The sequence below is a fragment of the Shewanella sp. SM87 genome (assembly GCF_025653705.1).
Lineage (GTDB): Bacteria > Pseudomonadota > Gammaproteobacteria > Enterobacterales > Shewanellaceae > Shewanella > Shewanella oncorhynchi.
In genome coordinates, this window is record NZ_JAKKSC010000006.1 from 125,909 (window position 1) to 144,495 (window position 18,587).

Annotated in this window: 18 protein-coding genes; 8 read left to right on the top strand and 10 right to left on the bottom strand. The window is 45.1% G+C overall.

Features of this window, described 5'->3' with window-relative positions; all coding sequences use genetic code 11:
• Nucleotides 1-22: 22 nt before the first annotated feature.
• From hpf to mgtE, 5 genes are all read left to right on the top strand, one after another.
• The gene (gene hpf, locus L5M11_RS06895) at nucleotides 23-310 is read left to right on the top strand and encodes a ribosome hibernation promoting factor (protein ID WP_006083070.1); all 288 of its coding nucleotides are present in this window, start codon (nucleotides 23-25) and stop codon (nucleotides 308-310) included.
• Between the two features lie 2 nt (nucleotides 311-312).
• Nucleotides 313-756, top strand: a complete 444-nt coding sequence (ptsN, locus tag L5M11_RS06900; RefSeq protein WP_006083071.1) for a PTS IIA-like nitrogen regulatory protein PtsN — start codon at nucleotides 313-315, stop codon at nucleotides 754-756.
• Nucleotides 753-1,607 carry an RNase adapter RapZ gene (gene rapZ, locus L5M11_RS06905; RefSeq protein ID WP_105251390.1) on the top strand — a complete coding sequence of 285 codons (855 nt, stop codon included), beginning with the start codon at nucleotides 753-755 and terminating at the stop codon, nucleotides 1,605-1,607. Before ptsN ends, rapZ begins: the two co-directional genes overlap by 4 nt.
• On the top strand, nucleotides 1,594-1,869 hold the full coding sequence (locus tag L5M11_RS06910) for an HPr family phosphocarrier protein (protein WP_006083073.1): 276 nt from the start codon (nucleotides 1,594-1,596) through the stop codon (nucleotides 1,867-1,869). The genes rapZ and L5M11_RS06910 overlap by 14 nt, the downstream gene beginning before the upstream one ends.
• A gap of 256 nt (nucleotides 1,870-2,125) precedes the next feature.
• Nucleotides 2,126-3,490 (top strand): magnesium transporter, encoded by a 1,365-nt coding sequence (gene mgtE, locus L5M11_RS06915; protein ID WP_113939980.1) that lies wholly within the window; start codon nucleotides 2,126-2,128, stop codon nucleotides 3,488-3,490.
• A 78-nt stretch (nucleotides 3,491-3,568) separates the two neighbouring features.
• Here the strand turns inward: mgtE and L5M11_RS06920 are convergent, their stop codons facing one another.
• Both L5M11_RS06920 and L5M11_RS06925 read right to left on the bottom strand, forming a co-directional pair.
• Nucleotides 3,569-4,405 carry a molybdate ABC transporter substrate-binding protein gene (locus tag L5M11_RS06920; RefSeq protein WP_263185664.1) on the bottom strand — a complete coding sequence of 279 codons (837 nt, stop codon included), beginning with the start codon at nucleotides 4,403-4,405 and terminating at the stop codon, nucleotides 3,569-3,571.
• A gap of 265 nt (nucleotides 4,406-4,670) precedes the next feature.
• Nucleotides 4,671-5,360 (bottom strand): OmpA family protein, encoded by a 690-nt coding sequence (locus L5M11_RS06925; RefSeq protein WP_263191751.1) that lies wholly within the window; start codon nucleotides 5,358-5,360, stop codon nucleotides 4,671-4,673.
• A gap of 673 nt (nucleotides 5,361-6,033) precedes the next feature.
• Here L5M11_RS06925 and L5M11_RS06930 point away from each other — a divergent pair.
• Nucleotides 6,034-6,267 (top strand): transposase, encoded by a 234-nt coding sequence (locus tag L5M11_RS06930; protein WP_106649408.1) that lies wholly within the window; start codon nucleotides 6,034-6,036, stop codon nucleotides 6,265-6,267.
• Between the two features lie 738 nt (nucleotides 6,268-7,005).
• Here L5M11_RS06930 and L5M11_RS06935 read toward each other — a convergent pair.
• Nucleotides 7,006-7,866 (bottom strand): PA4780 family RIO1-like protein kinase, encoded by an 861-nt coding sequence (locus tag L5M11_RS06935; RefSeq protein ID WP_028759534.1) that lies wholly within the window; start codon nucleotides 7,864-7,866, stop codon nucleotides 7,006-7,008.
• Between the two features lie 335 nt (nucleotides 7,867-8,201).
• Nucleotides 8,202-8,516 carry a hypothetical protein gene (locus L5M11_RS06940; protein WP_317629864.1) on the bottom strand — a complete coding sequence of 105 codons (315 nt, stop codon included), beginning with the start codon at nucleotides 8,514-8,516 and terminating at the stop codon, nucleotides 8,202-8,204.
• A 179-nt stretch (nucleotides 8,517-8,695) separates the two neighbouring features.
• Here L5M11_RS06940 and L5M11_RS06945 point away from each other — a divergent pair, with 179 nt between their 5' ends.
• Nucleotides 8,696-9,244: a DUF2799 domain-containing protein gene (locus tag L5M11_RS06945; RefSeq protein ID WP_113939984.1), complete on the top strand. Its 549-nt coding sequence runs from the start codon at nucleotides 8,696-8,698 to the stop codon at nucleotides 9,242-9,244.
• 54 nt (nucleotides 9,245-9,298) lie between these two features.
• Here the strand turns inward: L5M11_RS06945 and L5M11_RS06950 are convergent, their stop codons facing one another.
• Entirely contained in the window at nucleotides 9,299-10,057 is a 759-nt protein-coding gene (locus tag L5M11_RS06950) for a phosphatase PAP2 family protein (RefSeq protein WP_173497921.1), read from the bottom strand.
• 224 nt (nucleotides 10,058-10,281) lie between these two features.
• Here L5M11_RS06950 and L5M11_RS06955 point away from each other — a divergent pair, with 224 nt between their 5' ends.
• Nucleotides 10,282-12,222, top strand: coding sequence for a GGDEF and EAL domain-containing protein (locus L5M11_RS06955; protein WP_173497170.1), 1,941 nt, complete (start codon nucleotides 10,282-10,284; stop codon nucleotides 12,220-12,222).
• Nucleotides 12,223-12,361: 139 nt separating this feature from the next.
• Here the strand turns inward: L5M11_RS06955 and L5M11_RS06960 are convergent, their stop codons facing one another.
• From L5M11_RS06960 to L5M11_RS06980, 5 genes are all read right to left on the bottom strand, one after another.
• On the bottom strand, nucleotides 12,362-13,195 hold the full coding sequence (locus L5M11_RS06960; protein WP_263191717.1) for an HNH endonuclease: 834 nt from the start codon (nucleotides 13,193-13,195) through the stop codon (nucleotides 12,362-12,364).
• Between the two features lie 333 nt (nucleotides 13,196-13,528).
• Nucleotides 13,529-14,359, bottom strand: coding sequence for a hypothetical protein (locus tag L5M11_RS06965; protein WP_263191719.1), 831 nt, complete (start codon nucleotides 14,357-14,359; stop codon nucleotides 13,529-13,531).
• A gap of 97 nt (nucleotides 14,360-14,456) precedes the next feature.
• Nucleotides 14,457-15,170 carry a LysE family translocator gene (locus L5M11_RS06970; protein WP_263191720.1) on the bottom strand — a complete coding sequence of 238 codons (714 nt, stop codon included), beginning with the start codon at nucleotides 15,168-15,170 and terminating at the stop codon, nucleotides 14,457-14,459.
• A gap of 138 nt (nucleotides 15,171-15,308) precedes the next feature.
• Entirely contained in the window at nucleotides 15,309-16,151 is an 843-nt protein-coding gene (locus tag L5M11_RS06975) for an AraC family transcriptional regulator (protein WP_263181751.1), read from the bottom strand.
• A 272-nt stretch (nucleotides 16,152-16,423) separates the two neighbouring features.
• The gene (locus tag L5M11_RS06980; protein WP_411569285.1) at nucleotides 16,424-18,481 is read right to left on the bottom strand and encodes a TonB-dependent receptor; all 2,058 of its coding nucleotides are present in this window, start codon (nucleotides 18,479-18,481) and stop codon (nucleotides 16,424-16,426) included.
• Between the last annotated feature and the right edge of the window lie 106 nt (nucleotides 18,482-18,587).

The following is an 18,587-nucleotide window of genomic DNA, read 5'->3' on the forward strand; positions in this document are numbered from 1 at the left end:
GTGGATATCGGAGGACGTTTCTATGCAAATAAACCTAAGTGGACACCATGTCGAAATTACCGAATCGTTACGTGCATATGTAGAAGAAAAGTTTTCAAAACTTGAACGCCATTTCGAACAGATCAATAATGTGCACGTTGTGCTCAATGTTGAGAAAATGCAACAAATTGCTGAAGCGAGAATAAACCTCATAGGTGGTGAAGTTTTTGCTACTTCAGAGCATGCTGACATGTATGCCGCTATAGACGCCCTGATTGACAAGCTTGACCGTCAGGTTATTAAACACAAAGAGAAGTTAACAAAACACTAATAATGGAACTTTGTACCATACTGCGGCCGGAGTGCACTACCTGCGCCACTCCGGGCAGCAAGAAAAAGGTACTGGAACTCATCAGCGACTTAGTCGCTGCCCAGTACCCGACCCTCTCATCTCAAGAGATATTCGAAAGCCTAGTGGCGCGCGAAAAGATGGGGAGCACAGGTATAGGTAACGGCATCGCCATTCCACATGGTCGACTAGCCGATATAGATCAGCCCATTGCCATACTAATTAAGTGTGAAGAGCCGATAGCATTTGATGCTATCGATAAGCAACCTGTTGATATTTTATTTGCACTACTGGTGCCTGCAGACCAATGTCAGCAGCACTTAAGTACCTTGTCTTGCATGGCCGAAAAGCTGAGCGACAAGCAAATATTAAAGCAATTACGCAAGACGCATGATGAAACGGAACTCTATCAGGTAATCACTGGATGAAACTGGTCATAGTGTCGGGCCGCTCAGGCTCAGGCAAATCTGTCGCCCTTAGGGTACTCGAAGATCTCGGCTATTATTGTGTCGATAACCTTCCCTTGCCATTGATTGGCAGTTTGCTTGAGCAACTCAAAGGCAGTAACGATCTCGTCGCCATCAGTGTCGACGTGCGTAACATGCCTGAGCAGGATAAGGTCTTAGTGAAACAACTCGCTAGCCTACCTCCAGATACTGAGTTAACGAGCTTCTTCCTTAACTCCAGCGATAAAATTCTGCTCAAGCGTTACAGCGAAACCCGCCGTTTGCATCCTTTGTCGAAGAGCCGAGTCTCTTTGCAAGAAGCGATAAAGCTGGAGGGAAAACTGCTCGAGCCTATGTCAAAACTGGTCGATCACTACATAGATACGTCGAATTTGAATATCTATGATTTAAGCGACCAAGTCAGACAAATTCTCCTTGGTAGTGTCGATAAAGAACTCGTGATCAACTTCGAGTCCTTTGGCTTTAAGCACGGAATGCCCACCGAAGCCGACTTTATGTTCGATGTGCGCTTCCTGCCCAATCCCCACTGGGAGTTGGCACTGCGACCATTGACTGGTTTAGATGAACCCGTAGCTGAGTTCTTAAATCGCCAACCACTGGTCAATAAGTTCATCTGGCAAATCGAAAATTTACTGGAGACTTGGCTGCCGCACCTCGAGCGTAACAATCGCAGTTATTTAACTGTGGCCATTGGCTGCACAGGTGGACAGCACAGATCGGTTTACGTCGCAGAGCAATTGGCAAAACGCTTTAGTAACGGTAAACATAAAGTTTATGCCCGTCATCGAGAGCTCAATAATGCCAAAGCTTGAACGTCAGATAACTATCTGTAATAAGCTCGGTTTACATGCCCGTGCCGCCACTAAGTTGGTGGTACTGGCTTCCGAGTTTGATGCGACCATCACCTTAATCCAAGGCGATAAACAAGCATCGGCCGCCAGTGTACTTGGCTTACTGATGCTTGAAACTGGTATGGGTAAAACCATTAAGCTGATCGCCGAAGGCCCAGATGCAGAGCCGGCTCTCGATGCCATTTGTGCCTTAATCGACGCTAAGTTTGACGAAGCCTGTTAGTTTCACTTCACACTAAGCACTTCATCGTTAGTTTCACTTCATGTCTAGTTTAAAAAACTTGCCATTCACACATGGCAAAACATTTGTCGCTCGACGATACAAGCCACTGGCGATTACACTAGCGGTCATTGCGCTGGCGCTGGCCTTAACCTTACCTTAGCCGTCTTAATCTATGTCATCGACTGACGCTTAGTCACCGCTAAATCCTAGCCCAACACTAAGATCTCAAACCAATTTGCCGCACAATGGAGGACAAATGCCCGTAGATAATGCAGAAAACGATCACACCGGACATAGTCTTGACCAGTTAAACCAAGCGCTTAGCAGCGGCATGTTCGTACACGTGCGTAATATGCTGCAAAAAATGGCCGCCTCAGATATCGCGCTGATCTTAGAATCATCACCGCCAAGTGCCAGACAAGTATTGTGGCAGCTCATCGATCAGGAACAAATAGGCGACATACTCGATGAGTTGAGTGAAGAACTCAAAGACCCACTTATCCGCAGCATGAGCCCTGAGCGAGTCGCGAAAGCGACAGCAAGCATGGACACCGACGATCTCGCCTATATTCTGCGAAGTCTACCCGACGCAGTTTACAAACAAGTGCTGCAGTCGATGACGGAACAAAATCGCCTGAGGGTAGAACAAGCCCTATCTTATCCAGATGAGACCGCCGGCAGCTTGATGAACACAGATACAGTCACCTTAAGACCCGATGTGAATATCGATGTGGTGCTGCGCTATCTTCGGCAAAGGGGCAACCTACCCGATACCACAGATACCTTATATGTGGTCGACAAACAGGACAAAGTCCTTGGCGGTGTTAGGCTGGCAGATCTGCTGACTTGCGCGCCAAGCACCACAATTCGCAATATCATGGATCCCAATATTCAAAGTATTCCTGTGAGCATGTCCGACAGCGAAGTCGCGCAGAAATTCGAACGCAATGACTGGGTATCGGCACCTGTCGTCGACAGTGATGGTAAGCTGCTCGGGCGTATCACAATCGATGACGTAGTCGATGTTATCCGCGAAGATGCTGAACATTCCATGATGGGTATGGCGGGGATGGACGGAGATGAAGATACCTTTGGTCCTGTGCTAAAAAGTACCCTACGTCGCTCGCTCTGGCTCACTATAAACTTATTCGCCGCCCTGCTCGCCTCGTCGGTCAGCAATATGTTTGAAGGCACTATTGAACAATTTGCCACTATCGCCATCCTAATGACGATTGTCCCTAGCATGGGCGGTGTTGCCGGTAATCAGACCTTAGCGCTCGTGATCCGCGGTATTGCTTTAGGCCATATCGGCCAAAGCAACGCCCGCTGGCTTATCGGTAAAGAGCTATCTATTGGTTTTCTCAATGGCTTGATGTGGTCTATTTTAGTCTTTGTCGCCGTGTGGCTATGGAAGGATGATATGGCACTGGCGGGATTAATTGGTAGCGCTATGCTGATCAATATGACAGTAGCTGGGCTTGCAGGTGCGAGTATTCCATTGATTTTAAAACGACTTAAAATCGATCCTGCCCTCGCTGGCGGTATGGTGCTCACCACAGTCACTGACGTGGTTGGCCTGTTCGCCTTCCTCGGGTTAGCGACGCTCTACTTGATGAACTAACGCTTTAACAGTTTAAGCTAACCACAGAACGGCACTCCAAAGGTGCCGTTTTTTATCCCACTGGAAAACTAAAGAAGGCTATTTTGCCGGAGGTTGAAAACCATAACTGCTCAGAATCGCTTGGCCTTTTGTCGATAGAATAAACTCGGCTAACGGCTTAGCGGCAGTATTAGCGCCTTGCAAAACCAGTAAACCATAGTCGGCACCCACGGCGAGTTCCTGCGGTAAGTCTATGATTTGTAAACTCGGCACTTCTTTTTTAGCCAGCACAGCATTAGTGCAATAGGTTAAAAAGATATCCGCTTGCTTGTTTTCCATCACCCAGCCATAGGGGTTGCGATCTTTAGGCGGTTTAACGCTCTCAGGGCCGCCCGTCAGTTGTAATGCCTTGGTCTCTAACGCGGCTTTCGCATTGGGTTTTACCGCTTCGGCCTTAGCAAAAACGGCCCAGGCATAATCACCCGCGGGGTCGGCTTTCGGGGTTGAGGTGCCGACTTTAACCTTAGGATCTAACAAGGTATCGAGTAACGTCGCACTCGTCACCTGAACTGTGTCTTGAGCAACAGCGCAGAGTTGATTACGGGCAAACATTTGCACCGCTTCGCCCTGACCCGAATCCACTAATGCCTGTGGATGTTTCATATTCGCCGAGGCAAAGATATCGACTTTCTCGCCCTCTTGAATGCGCTTTAACAATAAACCTGAGGGCGCATATTGCGCTACAACACTTATTTGCGACTGTGCTTGATAAGCAGCAATAATATCACTCATCGCAGCCTTTAAACTGCCTGCGGCGCGCAGTTCTATCGGCGTGACTCCTGTGGTCAATTCGGCTTTCATCGGCACTCCTTGTACAGCAGTCACCATGATGACAGGACTTAAACTCAAGGCTACTAACACATTTTTGCTTATCATAGTCATATTCTCCTTTAGGCACTAAAAGTCATTCTTGTGACTTATCCCCATACAGAACGTGAAATCGATAAAGGGATCAAGCTGAACTCATCCCAAGGTAATTAGCAGTGATATGTTTGTGGTGCAGGTCACTCAAGGTGCGCTTCATAAAGGACAAATTGTCTAATTGAAGCCCGGCAAGCTAATCACTCAATTAGCCCACCACTGAAAACAAAAAAGTCGCCCCAGGCGACTTTTTCAGCGAGAACTTTGTGCTTAGACCAGACTATTTACCCGTTGGTATTAGTACGATCTCAACGCGGCGGTTTTGTGCTCGGCCATTTGCATTGGCATTTGATGCAATAGGACTCGCTTCACCCATACCTTTTGATTTTACACGGGCAGAGGCAACGCCTTTACTCATCAAGTAATTACCCACTTCGCTAGCACGGACCTGTGACAGACGTAAATTGTAAGAGTCTGAACCACTGCTGTCGGTATAACCTAATACGTTAAGCTGCGTTTTGCTGTATTCCTTGCCCACAACCGCCACTGAGTTCAGCACGCGTTTAGCCCCGTCACTTAACTCGGTTTGATCTACGCCAAAGGTCACTTCATTAGGCATATTCAAAATGATGTTATCGCCGTTACGGGTCACACTCACGCCCGTTGAGGCTAATTGTTGGCGTAATTTAGTCTCTTGCACATCCATGTAATAACCAATACCACCACCGACTGCGGCGCCCGATGCAGCACCAATTAAAGCACCTTTACCGCGGTCGCTCTTGCTCGAAGATACCACCCCAATTGCGGCACCCGCGACGGCACCAATCAATGCGCCACTGGTCGCTTTAGCGGTTTGTTCTTCGTTTGAATAGGGATTGATTGTTGTACAACCCGATGCAACTAGCGCGGTCGTCAATACCACTATGGCTAACAGGGATGGTTTAGATTGCACTGCCTGAAAACACTTCATCATTTATAACCTCTTTATATGATTGATGACTGTGAATACCGCTCAAAAGGGCAAGAAATATCACGTCCATTAGGTAATACGAATGACCTAGGGATTGCCACAAAGCAGGCAGTATATAAGCAATTGCGCTGGAGACAATCCTTTATCCATCTTCAATTATGCTAATCCAGATTTTAGTCAGCAAAGATACAGATTTCGGGCTTCAATCATGGCTTAGACCGCCCTGCTCCATATCAAGCCAATGGCACCGAAATAGTGCGCCTTGCACCTTTTTTGGCAGCACTAAAAAATCACGCCGTTTTAATCGAATATACAAGCCAATGATTTTAAACATTAAAATAAAAATTAGAATATTGGCACGAATTTTACATACTACTAAGTGAGTAGACAGTCAGACGCGGTAGAAATCGCCGAAAACTCAAGTCGACTTCAACAGGATTAATCCAAATTAAATGGACCTATCGAGACAGAAAATGGGCTCGAGTATTTAGGGTCATAAAGGAGGAAGTATGAAAACAGTCATGAACTTTATCGCACTATGTCGCCACGAATGGATTTGTCTGCGCCACCTAGGTCTGAGCCAGTGGGATTTAGAACAGCGTCAATATCATCAATAAAAGGCAACGCAAACGGTCATATTTTGGTTAGAAGGCAGTAAAAAGAGGGAACGCTCATGGGAATCGCAGAAAATAGTCTCAAGCTACATGTTATCACCGAGGTTAAAGTACAAGGTCGCTTACTGTCGGATGTTGCACGTCAATACGGTTTATCTGCTAAGGCAGTCTACCAATGGGTGCGAGAAAGCGATCTGCAACCCCAGCAAAGAGAATGCGCATTAATGAGTGAGATTGCCCAGCTACAGAAAAAAATTAAACAGCTCAATCAAGAGCTACGCACGATAGGTTAAGTGCTGCATGGCAATTGAGTGCCTGTACAACAAGCTAAACGTGCCCGAATAGACAAGGCCGGACGAGATTGCATATCGCCCTGCTGATAACGCTAACGATGTAAAAGATGTGCTAACAACAATAATAACAGCGCCCTTTTTAGTCCGGCCTTGTCGTCCAAATTGATGAACCCAGCGAAGATTGGGAAATAGTATTAACAGCAACAAACGGATAGGGACAATGCAAAAGTTTCGGCAAGACTAGGGAGGGAGTTATCTCCCCCAAGATCAAATATGTGAATTGTGCTCCCCCAAGTCATGAACATATTTCTCTCTCTGGCCTTGTCATTTTATTCACAGGATCAATGATGATCCAGCACTGCAATGAGTGTAGTGCGCCAAGGAAGGCCGTGATTGGTATTACATAGATTGACTGAAGAGTGACCAAAGTTTCGGCAAGGATTGAGGGAGTTATCTTCCCCAAAGATTAAATATGTGAATTGTGCTCCCCCAAGTCATGAACATATTTCTCTCTCAGCTCTTGTCCTTTTATCACACTGTTCGATGATTGCTAGCTTGTTTGTAGCAACAAGGATGGCCCCAGCTTCCATCGGGGATTAAGCCAAGGATTGGCTAACGCCAAAAATTAAATAACAATAATAAAATCAACAATAAAAATAATAATTTCACTTAATTTTTAGCATAAAAAAGACGCTACTTTGAGCGTCTTTTTTATGGGTGAAAAACAACGACTGACGATTAATAGTCTTCTTCGTTTGCCTCTTGGATCCGCTGCTTACGCTCTTGTGCCTCTTCAAAGGCTGCTTGGATTTCTTCCAAGACCGCACTAACATCAGCTTCGACCAGCACTTCGGTAAACTCACCCGTTAATGGTGTTTCAGGCTTCAATTCACCGGCTTCAAACAGGGCCCAAATTTCTTTGGCGTATTGTGTTTTTAACAGCTCAGGAGCATACAAACCATAGTATTGAGTCATGTTATTCACATCACGCGCTAACATCCATTTAGCATGGTTATTTGCAGCGGCATCGACGGCCTGAGGTAAGTCGATAATCACTGGCCCTTCACTATCAACTAACACGTTAAACTCAGACAAGTCACCGTGCACTAACCCCGCACAGAGCATACGTTTGACATAGGTCATCACCAACGCATGATCCTTCAAGGCTTTTTCTGCCGACATACTGACATCGTTTAATCTCGGCGCGACATTGCCCTCGGCATCCGTCACTAACTCCATCAGCAACACGCCATCGAAACAACCATAAGGCGTTGGCACACGCACACCCGCATTCGCTAAACGGTAAAGTGCTTCAACTTCAGCATTTTGCCAAGCTTCTTCCTGCTGATCGCGGCCAAATTTAGACCCTTTTTCCATCGCACGTGCGCGACGACTGTTACGGACTTTTCGGCCTTCTTGATATAACACAGCTTGCTTAAAACTGCGCTTGTCCGCTTCTTTATAGACTTTGGCACAGCGGATATCATCACCACTGCGTACAACGTACACAGTCGCTTCTTTACCGCTCATTAACTGGCTAATGACCTCATCGACCAGTCCTTCATCAACCAGGGGTTGGATTCGTTTCGGAGTTTTCATAGCGCCCTTATACCTTACTTAGGCATGATATGGAATACTGCGGGCAAATCTTCATACAAAAGCGGTCTCCAGCGGAAGTTTGATGAATATAGTTTAGGATTGTTAAACGAATTTTAAGTAAAAACTAATGCACTTGCGTGTTAAACACAATACCAGATTTACTCAGCGCTTTGGCAAAGAAAGAGACTGAAAATACCGCTTTAACTAAAAGAATATTCTTTTATGCTCCCCCCAATAAAACCAGACTCAAAACAACAAGCCATTTTCCGCGGCGAATATGCCAATCCAAGCCAGTTAAAATAATACCCAGAGCTAAATTGCTGCAGGAACTTAACTCAAACAAATAAGGCAATCACACTGCCCACGGTCGCCGCCGCTTTCAATATTTGGCCTGCACTGTAATAAGTGTCGTTTGAACTCTTAACGTCATCTAAATCATCCGCACTAGGCTCAGGTATTTTACTCCTTGCAGTGCCATCAAAACTGACCTCAGCTTTAGGAGCTGCCAGTCCTAATGCACCATAGGTAAAGGATTTAAGTCCGCTTGGCTCGGCGGTATCAAGGGATTGATGAGCCGACTTAACTGCCGGTATTGAAGCTGAATACGCAGATGAAATAAGTGAAATCATAGCGAGCACCAAAGCAGACATTAAAGTGTTAACCACAAACTAACACAATATCAGCTGGTTATCATGCATTCATCCGCTAAACTGTGATGGATTCAGCCCAATAAAATGCATCTATGACCGTATAAACGGCGGTATATATAGCTAGATCTCCCCCATAAGAGCCTTTATCCTAAACGCCACAACATATAGAGAACTTATCCATGCACTATCCCAGCATTTTCCTCGCACTTTCAGTCTTATCCCTGACTCAATGCAGCAGCTTATCTATTGAAGAATGCGCCAATAGTGATTGGTTTGCCCTTGGGCTTGCCGATGGCAACCGTGGGACAAGTTCTGGGCAATTAAATCAATATCAAAAAGATTGTCGTGAATTTAATCTCAGTGTCGATACCGCGCAATGGAAACAAGGATACCAGCAAGGGTTAGCCAGTTACTGCGTGCCAGAAAATGGCTACCGCGTAGGCTTAGCGGGAGAAAGTTATTATGGGGTTTGCAGTAATAACCAGTTTGTTGAGCGCTATAACCAAGGCCATCAACAATACCTGACCAACAAACGTTTAACTGAGATTGCCGACCGCTTAAATACCATAGAGAGAGAAATAAGCAGTCTTGATGGCAAGATCAATAATCTCACCGACAAGGCTGACTTATTGAAACAGAAAAACAGCCTACTCAACGAAAAAAACCAACTGTTAGATGAAAGATCTCGCCTACGCAGACCAGATATGCGCTTCGAATTTAGATTTTAAGCCATAAAAAACACTGAACCCAATAAGGACTCAGGGCTTTAGCTTCGCAGCTCGTTATTTTTGCGGTATTCCACTACTTGTAACCTTGAACATTTGACCCAAAGCGACCAATTTAGACTTTCTAAACGCAGGCGAGCGCAGAAAAAACACATAGTAGAGTAGGCTAGCGGACGTCCATGCTATGGCTAAACTCCATAAATCATGACTCAAGAAGTGGGCGCCGCGTAACTCTTGGCCAATGCCAAATACTAGGCCCAAACTCAAACCAAAGATTAATCCAAACTTAGCTAAATGCGGGCGATACTCACGCAGCACGTAATACAAGGCAACCCAAGCAAACCCGCCGCTGGCATGGCCACCAGGGAAACATTGACCAAACTCAGCACTTTTAGGTAAACGAGAAAACAAGGAGGTATGTATCATCTGGCCGCCAAACTCAATCACATCCCACGGGCAGGTCATGTGAGTAACGCTCTTGCCAATTCGGACCAGCAACACACTCGCCAATACGCTACTAAATAGGTAAATCAGGCCCTTGCGGTACGGTTTTACCCTGTCACTTCGAAAACTAAAGGCAATGCCGACTACGACACTCACCGCCAGCAAGATGACAAAGTTACGCCCAGTGACATGCAGTAAATCTTCGGTCAACCAATATCCTCTCAATGGCCAAGAGTCGATACCTCCTTGCCAATGAAATAACAAAGTCGCGACTTTCATATCAGCGTGAGTCCATTCAAGCCCCACTATGATCACTGCAAACACTAAAAGCGGCGTAATTAAATGCCCCTTAGCAAAATCCATAAATGTCATCATAACTTTATCTTTCAGATAGTTATTCACTAATAAATCCAAAAATCAGAACATTTAGTGTTAGAGTACCGTTGAATTCTTACCTAACACTTAAGAGATTTAACAGCGCAGCATTTAAGATAGAACCGAGATTTTGCAGTAACTAAATTTATCGAAAAGACTCACATCATGAGTAAAAAGACTATAGTTTATGAATAGTATCGCGCCTCTAGGACTGAGCATTCATGCCATACAACCTCGCCATTAACCAGTCTCAAAAAGATCGTTTATTTGCCGACATTGCTATCGACACAGACAAAATCGTTGTTCCCCAAGAAATGGTTGATAACTGGCAACAAACCTTAGATTTACTCTCTGAATTAGTCGACACTCCCGCCGCTTTGATCATGCGTGTCCATCAAACCGATATTGAGGTCTTTACCTCGAGCCGCACCCAAGGTAATCCCTATAAAAAACATGATAAAGACAGTTTAGGCCACGGACTTTACTGCGAAACAGTGATCAAAGAAGGTAAGGAACTCCACATTCCTAATGCCCTAAAGGATAAAAACTGGGACAAAAATCCTGACATTAAACTCGGCATGATCGCATACTGTGGTTTACCTTTACGTTGGCCAGATGGCAGTGCCTTTGGCACTATCTGCATGCTCGATAGCCAAGAGCATAATTACCGCCAATCTTTTCGCAGCTTACTCGCTCGGTTTCAAAATGGTATCGAAGCTAACCTAGTCACCCTTTATCAACAGGCTAAGCTACAACTGTACAATCAGCAGCTAGAGCAAAAAGTACAACAGCGCACCCATGAACTCGCCGAACTTAGCGGCAAGCTCATCAAAGAAATCGAAAACCGCACCTCCACCGAAACCTCACTGGAATACCATAAAAGCTACGATCCACTCACGGGATTACCCAACCGCATCAATTTGATTAATAGTCTGTCGATCATGCTCGAAAAAGTGAATCGCAAAGAAAAGATTTCAGTACTCTATCTTGGGCTGCGTAATTTCAAATCCATCAACGACAGTTATGGTTACCTGATTGGCGATAAAATTCTCACTATTCTCAGCCAACGTTTACAGCACTATACCGATGAAAACACCTTTATCGCCCGCATCGCTGGCGCCGAATTTGTGATTATTCAAGCCCACAAACCTTCGAATAACGAAACCAATAAACTCATCAATAAAGTGCTTAACTGCTGTAATACCCCCTTTGGTGTGGCTGATTTTGTAATCACGATTCCCTCGAGCATGGGCATAGCACAAGCGCCTATGGATGGTATCGATGCCGCCATCCTGCTGCAAAAAGCCGGAGCGGCCATGACGATCAGCAAGGCTGATGGCTCAACTCACAGCTTCTTTAATCAAGATACGCAAGCCGCTTTAAACCTACGCTATCAACTGGAATCCCACTTGGTCGATGCACTGAACAAGAACGAGTTAAGCCTGCATTACCAACCCTTTATTAACTTAAAGACGAAGCAAGTGATTGGTGCCGAAGCCCTGCTGCGCTGGCATAATCCCATCCTTGGCAATGTCGCCCCAGACAGATTCATCGCCTTAGCTGAACGTAATGGCCAGATTATCGATATTGGCAATTTTGTATTGCATACCGCTCTGTCTCAGGCGGCAAAATGGTGTCGCGAGGTAGGCCAAGAGTTTAAAATCGCCATCAATATTTCCCCTTTGCAAATGCGCAATCCCCGCTTTAGCGAACACATAGCCGACTTACTCACCCTTTATCAATTGCCCCCCACCGCCTTAGAACTTGAAATTACCGAAGGCATGCTGATGCAGGATGAACACATTGCCCACAATGCCATCCAAAAACTACAAGAACTCGGTATCCGCATCTCCCTAGATGATTTTGGCACAGGCTACTCATCCTTAAGTTATCTACAAAAATACTCTTTCGACACCTTAAAAATCGATCGCTGCTTTATTAGTAAACTCGAAGAAAACGAACAAAATAGAGAGTTAACCAAGGCAATTATTGCCATTGGTAAGAAACTGGACTTGGAAGTGATCGCCGAAGGCGTAGAAACCCTAGAACAAGATGCCTTTATTCGTCACGAGGAATGCGACTTAGGCCAAGGCTACCTCTACGGTAAACCCATTACCGCAACACAGTTTGAGCAGGCATTTATCCATAAAAAAGAGCATTAAGTTCATCCTTAATGCTCTTTTTTATTTCGCGAATTAAAACCGACTGAATAATGCTGCGTGAATTGTCATTTCCAAAGAATGTTATAACTCACATTTGGGACAAAATAGGTTAATTAAGGTAGATTAGTACTCAATTTTTTCATTTAACACTTGAGATATCTAGTTTCAGTTTGTAGTTATGCTTAGAAACATATTTTGAAAGGTCGATCTCCTGAAAATATACTTTTTCAATTTCATTTCTAGCCGGAATAACTTCACCAACTCTAAACATACACTTTGCTTTGGGTGAAAAAGGCAATTTTATATAATAGTTGTTGAACCTTACATCTAATTGATAAACTGCATCCTCACCTGCATTCTGCTGTCTAATAAGTTCTACATCCATAACATCAGGCAACCTAAAATCAGGTAGTTGATTCCCAACCAATATAAAAGGCCTGTGGTTTAGTTTTTCAAATCCATCATCTGAAAGCAGCCATTTTGTCGTATCATCGAAATCAGACAGATATTTTTCAGGTAAAATTGAAACTAGGATCTTCACACATGCTTTATATACATTAACTCCCGCAAAGGAACGGCCTTTTGTCTCCAGTATAATGTCTTTAAAATAGTTACTGCTATGGTCAGGAAATTCTATATTTAAGGAACTGACATCACTAGATAGTTTGATTCCACCAAGTGCTTGCATTGTCCTACGCCCATTCTTTCCCTTTAACTTAGTAAACCACGAAGGAGTAACAAACTCACTCAAATCCCTCTCAATTTTACGACCGAAATATTTGTTGCACTCGTCACATTCATCTAAAGTGAATATGCTTTTATTTCCTAATAACTCGGGAATAGAGTGTGATTTATTACGATACGATGCTTTACTCGACTTACAGAATCTGCAAGAACCGCCTTTATTTCCTATTTTTACTAGAGGTAATATTTCATAGTTTTTTTGGATATGTCTTAGCAATATATCGTACATCATGACTCCTTACCATTTACACTTTTCGAATAAGTGAAACAAACACTAATGGACGAATTGAACTGTAATTTGCTGCGTGGATAATCATTGTTCTTGTAGTCACATTGTAGCATTACAAAAATTTGGTCAACAGTCCGACGCGACAAGCGTAGTTTTGCGTGGTGCTACCATGAAAAGGGGCATTAACTTTTTAGGACGGATTTATATATTGAGAACTTACCTAAGATTAGCATTGTTGCCACAGTGACTTTCTAAAATATGGAAGATTAAAGCAGCGACCATCACCATAGGGTCGCGGCTTTAAATCTCACTAATAGGGATATGGAAACGAGACTAGTCTGCTTTAATGACAGCTTGTGTCAGTATTTCTTGGTCATTCTTAAACACCACTAGCTCGCCTAGAGGACTATCGCTGCCGCCTAAGACGGTGACATAACAATAATACTGGTATGGGCCGCTGCGAAATTGGTATGAATGATTCCCTCCACTGCCATCAAAAACGAGTTTGCCTTTATTCAGCACTAAATCTGGCTTTTCACTCAATGCCTTACCCTTTGCCCATGCGGCATAGCGGTATTGGCTGTTCCCCATATCATCGACACGAATGGTAAACTTGGCGGTCTCCCAAGATAACGCTGGGCTGACAAACTCACTCACACTCGGATGTAATGCCGTTTGTTGCTTAGCAATAAGCTCAGCTTTCAGTTTTGCCTCTACCGGTGTTTGATAGTTAATGGCGATGATCTTGCCATCAAAATCCAGCCACACAACACCGCTACCGAGCATAATGCCGCGCCAGCCCATCGTCTGCCAATCGGCTTCAATCTTAGAATGGGCGATCTGCTCAAGCAGCTTAGGATCAAAAACCTGATCGAAACGTGCGATCATTTCCTGGGTATTTTGAATCGCGGGGATCGGATATTCACGTTTAAGCGGGTAAGCCACACGCTTAGCAAGCGCCTCAAGATCATTGGCCTTGGCGGCGTCGATAAGCCCCTGCACCAGAGGGATATATTCCTGTGGCATGGCTTCATCAGCGGCGTTTGCATTTATGCTTAAACCCATAACGCTGAATATTAACGCCGCTGAAAACGCGATATTCATCAGTGTAACTTGGCTGAAAACAGCTAATTTGCTTCCCTTAAGTCGTGAGGCGAATGGCATCTTTATCCCTTACTCCAAATGTCTCTGCTGAGACTAAAGGCCAAGAATACCATAAGTGCCTCAGACTAAAACCTAAGGTGATTTACACTGCACCTGACTAAGCGGTTAATAATAGGTTTGAGTAAATCGCCAAGGCTACCGACATAAAGATGACACCAATAACCGCATCGATAACTGGTGTTAGTCGCTGCAATTTAAGTTGCACCTGCGCCTTTGACAACATTACCGCTAAAAAGCCAAACCATGCCAATGACAAAGACAACAACAAAATAGCGGAAGCGATTTTAGTGCTCGTTGTAACACTTGGGGTAATCAAGGCCGAAAACAGGGTTAAGAAAAATACTAATGCTTTCGGATTCAATAGATTGGTATAAAGCCCAGTCAAAAAACCTTGCCTGCGCGACATAGTGCCACCTAAGCCACCAGCAACAGACGCCACGCCTTCAACGTCACCAGCACTAATGACAGCATCATCATTTGTCCCTGCATGGACTCTGGCACTCATTTTACGTTTAGCGAGTATCGCAAGACCGGCTCGCAGGGCACCAAACCCCATCCAAGCGAGGTAAGAAGCGCCCACAATTTGCACTAAGAGATACAGAGTGTGCGAACTCTTAATGAGTAGACTCACACCGGTCAGACTCAAAATCGTATGAGCTAAAATGGCTATTGAAATCCCCACAGCGGCGGAAACCGCAGTGCTTCTGGACTGCTGAGTCGCAATCTTCACCATAATGGCAAAATCGGGTCCGGGACTGATTAAAGCAACGGCATGGATTACAGCCAAGGTGAGTAATAAAGATAAATCCATAGATATGCGGCTCCGCAAAAAAGGCTAATAACGATAACTGAGGCAGCCAGTATGGCAATTTGTCGCAGCGCTGAATTGTAATAAATTGCACTATTCAGTGTTTTTTAAAAACCAGCGGCGTCGAAAGACGGGCGGAAATTAGAGCATACGCCGCTGAAATTGCACTGGCGATAATAGGAATGCCTGCTTAAAAGCTTTGTTTAAATGACTTTGATCGAAAAATCCGAACTGCTGCGCCACATCCGCCACTAAAGCGCCATGACTTAAGGATTTTTTCGCCAACTCTAAGCGCACCCGTTTAAGGTACGCATGGGGAGTCATCCCTGTTGCCTGTTTAAATTGCCGTAAAAACTGAAATTTACTTAAATTCACTTCATTGGCTAAGGTTTCAAGTTGAGTATTATGCCAAGGCTCATCGTGAATTCGCTGTTTCACTAAGCTCACCTGCAACTTAGATAACCCCTGCGGTTGATTCGGTTTAGATAGGCAAGATGAAATACCGCTTGGGTAACGCTCCAGCAGCAGATGAATAAAATTCAGTAAGTGGGACTCACCCGCAAGCGCACCACATTGGCCTTGAATTAATAGCTCGTGTAGCTGAATAAAATATTGATAAAGCGTCGGGTCATCCACCATAGGCGCGCTGAAAAAGTGCTCCTTCAAACCCAGTTCTTGGCTGACTTCATTCATGTATTCCACGGGAATCGACATCACTTTCACCCGATAACCGTCGGCATCGCGGCTTTGACCATCATGGGTTTCGTCGGGATTTAAGGTCGATAGGCTGTGCTGACCAAGCTGATAACTGCTGCCCTTATTCACAAACTGCTGCGCACCTTGGGTGACCACACCTAAGTGGTAATCCAGATGCACATGTTTATCAAAGCTGAAATGCGTGAATTCCGCCTGACTCAGTTCTATGCCTGATAAGCTAGGATGACGCCAATAATTAATGTTTTCAATGGGTGTTGCAGTACTCATAACTCGCGGCGATTACCTATAGCATCAGCTGTAAAACAGGGGGAAACTCAGATCGACTCGTCATCATTCTAGCCTCCATTGTCAGCGCGGGAATAGTAAATTATTGCAGCCACATAGTTTGAAGCGATTTGGGCTTAGATTAGCGCTTAAATTAGCGCTTAAATGAGTGCAGCAGAAAAAAGCGCCCAACTATCTGGACGCTTAATGAGATACATTTTTTGCTCGGCGACATACGTAATAATCTTCGATATCGCCTTAACAGATGAATATCACTAGAAATGATAACTCACGCTGACTCTCACCATTCGTGGCTCAACAGGATGATAATGCTGATCTTCAACGCCTTCGACTGCTTCGCCGGGCAAACGAGAGGCATAAAAATAATCTATGTCGTGATCTTTACTATCAAACACATTGAGCAGCTCAAGCTTAGTGTCGAAGCGGCGGAACTCGTATCCTAACGCGAGGTTAACTAATGTGGTCGCATCAGCCTTGTGGTCATTAAAGCTATCGAGCACCCGCTCGCCAAGGTGCCGCACACGTACACTCGAATACAGGCCATCGCCGTCGGGTCGATAGGTGATGCCCGCACTGGCAACAAAGGGAACTGCGCCATCGATATACTTACCCTCTTCAAATTCATTTTCAGTAAATCTGGCGTTAGTCCACGCTAATTCCATATCGATACTGATTGCCTCATTCAACCAATAATAAGCCGTTAATTCAGCACCATAACGTTCAGATGCACGACTCGGCTCAGTGTTACCCGCATCGCCCACAAATACTAATTCTGAATCTAGTTGCAGATACCAGATCGCAGCAGAGAAATTAATAAAGTCTCTGTCATAGTATTTCACCCCAAATTCGCCGCCATTTGAGCGCACGAGCAGATCGACTTTTTCGACCTCATCGCCACTCACAGGGTCAACCTTGATCGTTGCACCGCGGGCATCGTTCGAATGTAGCCCTTGGCCTGCATTAACATATAACTCAAGATTATCGCTCCACAAATAAGAAGCACCGGCTTTGAGGCTGAACATACCATCGGACGCATCGCCACTGTTAAGCGGATTATCACTGTCGACCTGCACATCAAAATAATCGTAACGCAGCCCAAGATTAAAACGCCATTGATCAGCTGGCAGCCACTCAACTTTGCCAAAGATGCCACTCGACAACTCTTGCACTTCATCGAGCCTTACCGTATTCAGCCGTTGTCGCGCCTGAGTGTTATACAAACCCACTGCGCCAATATCGTCATAACGCACATCGCCGCCCACACTGTAATTCAGTTGAGTGCCACCAAGTGAAGTCTGCCAATCACGCTTAAGATCACCGCCCCAAATCGTGCGTTCATCGACTTGTTCAAACTCATCACCATTGATGGGATCGTTTAAAAAATAGGTAAAATTAGAGAATAAATTCATAGTCGAGCGAATAGCGTAGACATTTCCCTGCCAATCACCCGCATCGTAATTAGCTGAAACGCTATAACGGTTAGATTCACCGCCGACGTCTTTATCTAAAGATCCATAAAAATCAATTAATCCAGAATCCACCGCACGGGCGGGGATCTGATCCGCCGAATTCCAGCTGTTGTCGTAGGCCATCATAGTGACGCTCAAGTCACCCTCGCCGAGCCGAGTTAAATAACGCCCGACGACACTGATCTTACTCACATCCTCATCAATATCCGTCCACGGGCCATCATAGGTTTGTGCCTCACCACCCCAAATAAAACGCCCCATGTCAGTGTTTAGCTCCTGAGTCGCCACGAGTCGCTGGTAGCCATATTCACCCAACGTCACCCCAACTTGGTTATGGGGGAGTTGATCAGCCAGCAGTAATTGGGCAGCACCCGCGCCAGAAAAATCGGCCACCTCAGGATAATAAGCGCCTTTGGCATAACGGATCTCGCCTATAAGTTCAGGGATCAAAAAGTTAAGATCCGTATAACCCTGACCATGCCCATGGGTTCGCATATTCACAGGCATACCATCGACTCGAGTATTAAAGTCTGTGCCATGATCCAAATTAAAGCCGCGTAAGAAATACTGATTCGCCTTACCCGAACCACTGTGTTGAGTGACTATCATCCCAGGAACAAATTCGAGGATTTCACCGGTTCGTAATAGGGGTCGACTCTCGATTTCTGCCGCGCCGACTATTCCCTCAGATGCCGAAGTACTATGGCCTAAGGTATTAATTTGCCTACCGCGCACCTCTAGGCGTTCGATATTGTCCGTTGCCGCCTCTGCCACTACGGTACTCGATAAACAACAAAGAGGTAATAACCACGTCATTGATAACCAAAGCTTTGATAACCGCATTCCTGATAATCCCAGTCCCGATTTCATCCTTTCTTTCCTACTACAGGTGATAGACGGCAGGGATTTAACGCCTTATTTACAAGCAAAAAACCGATCAAGCTCAAAC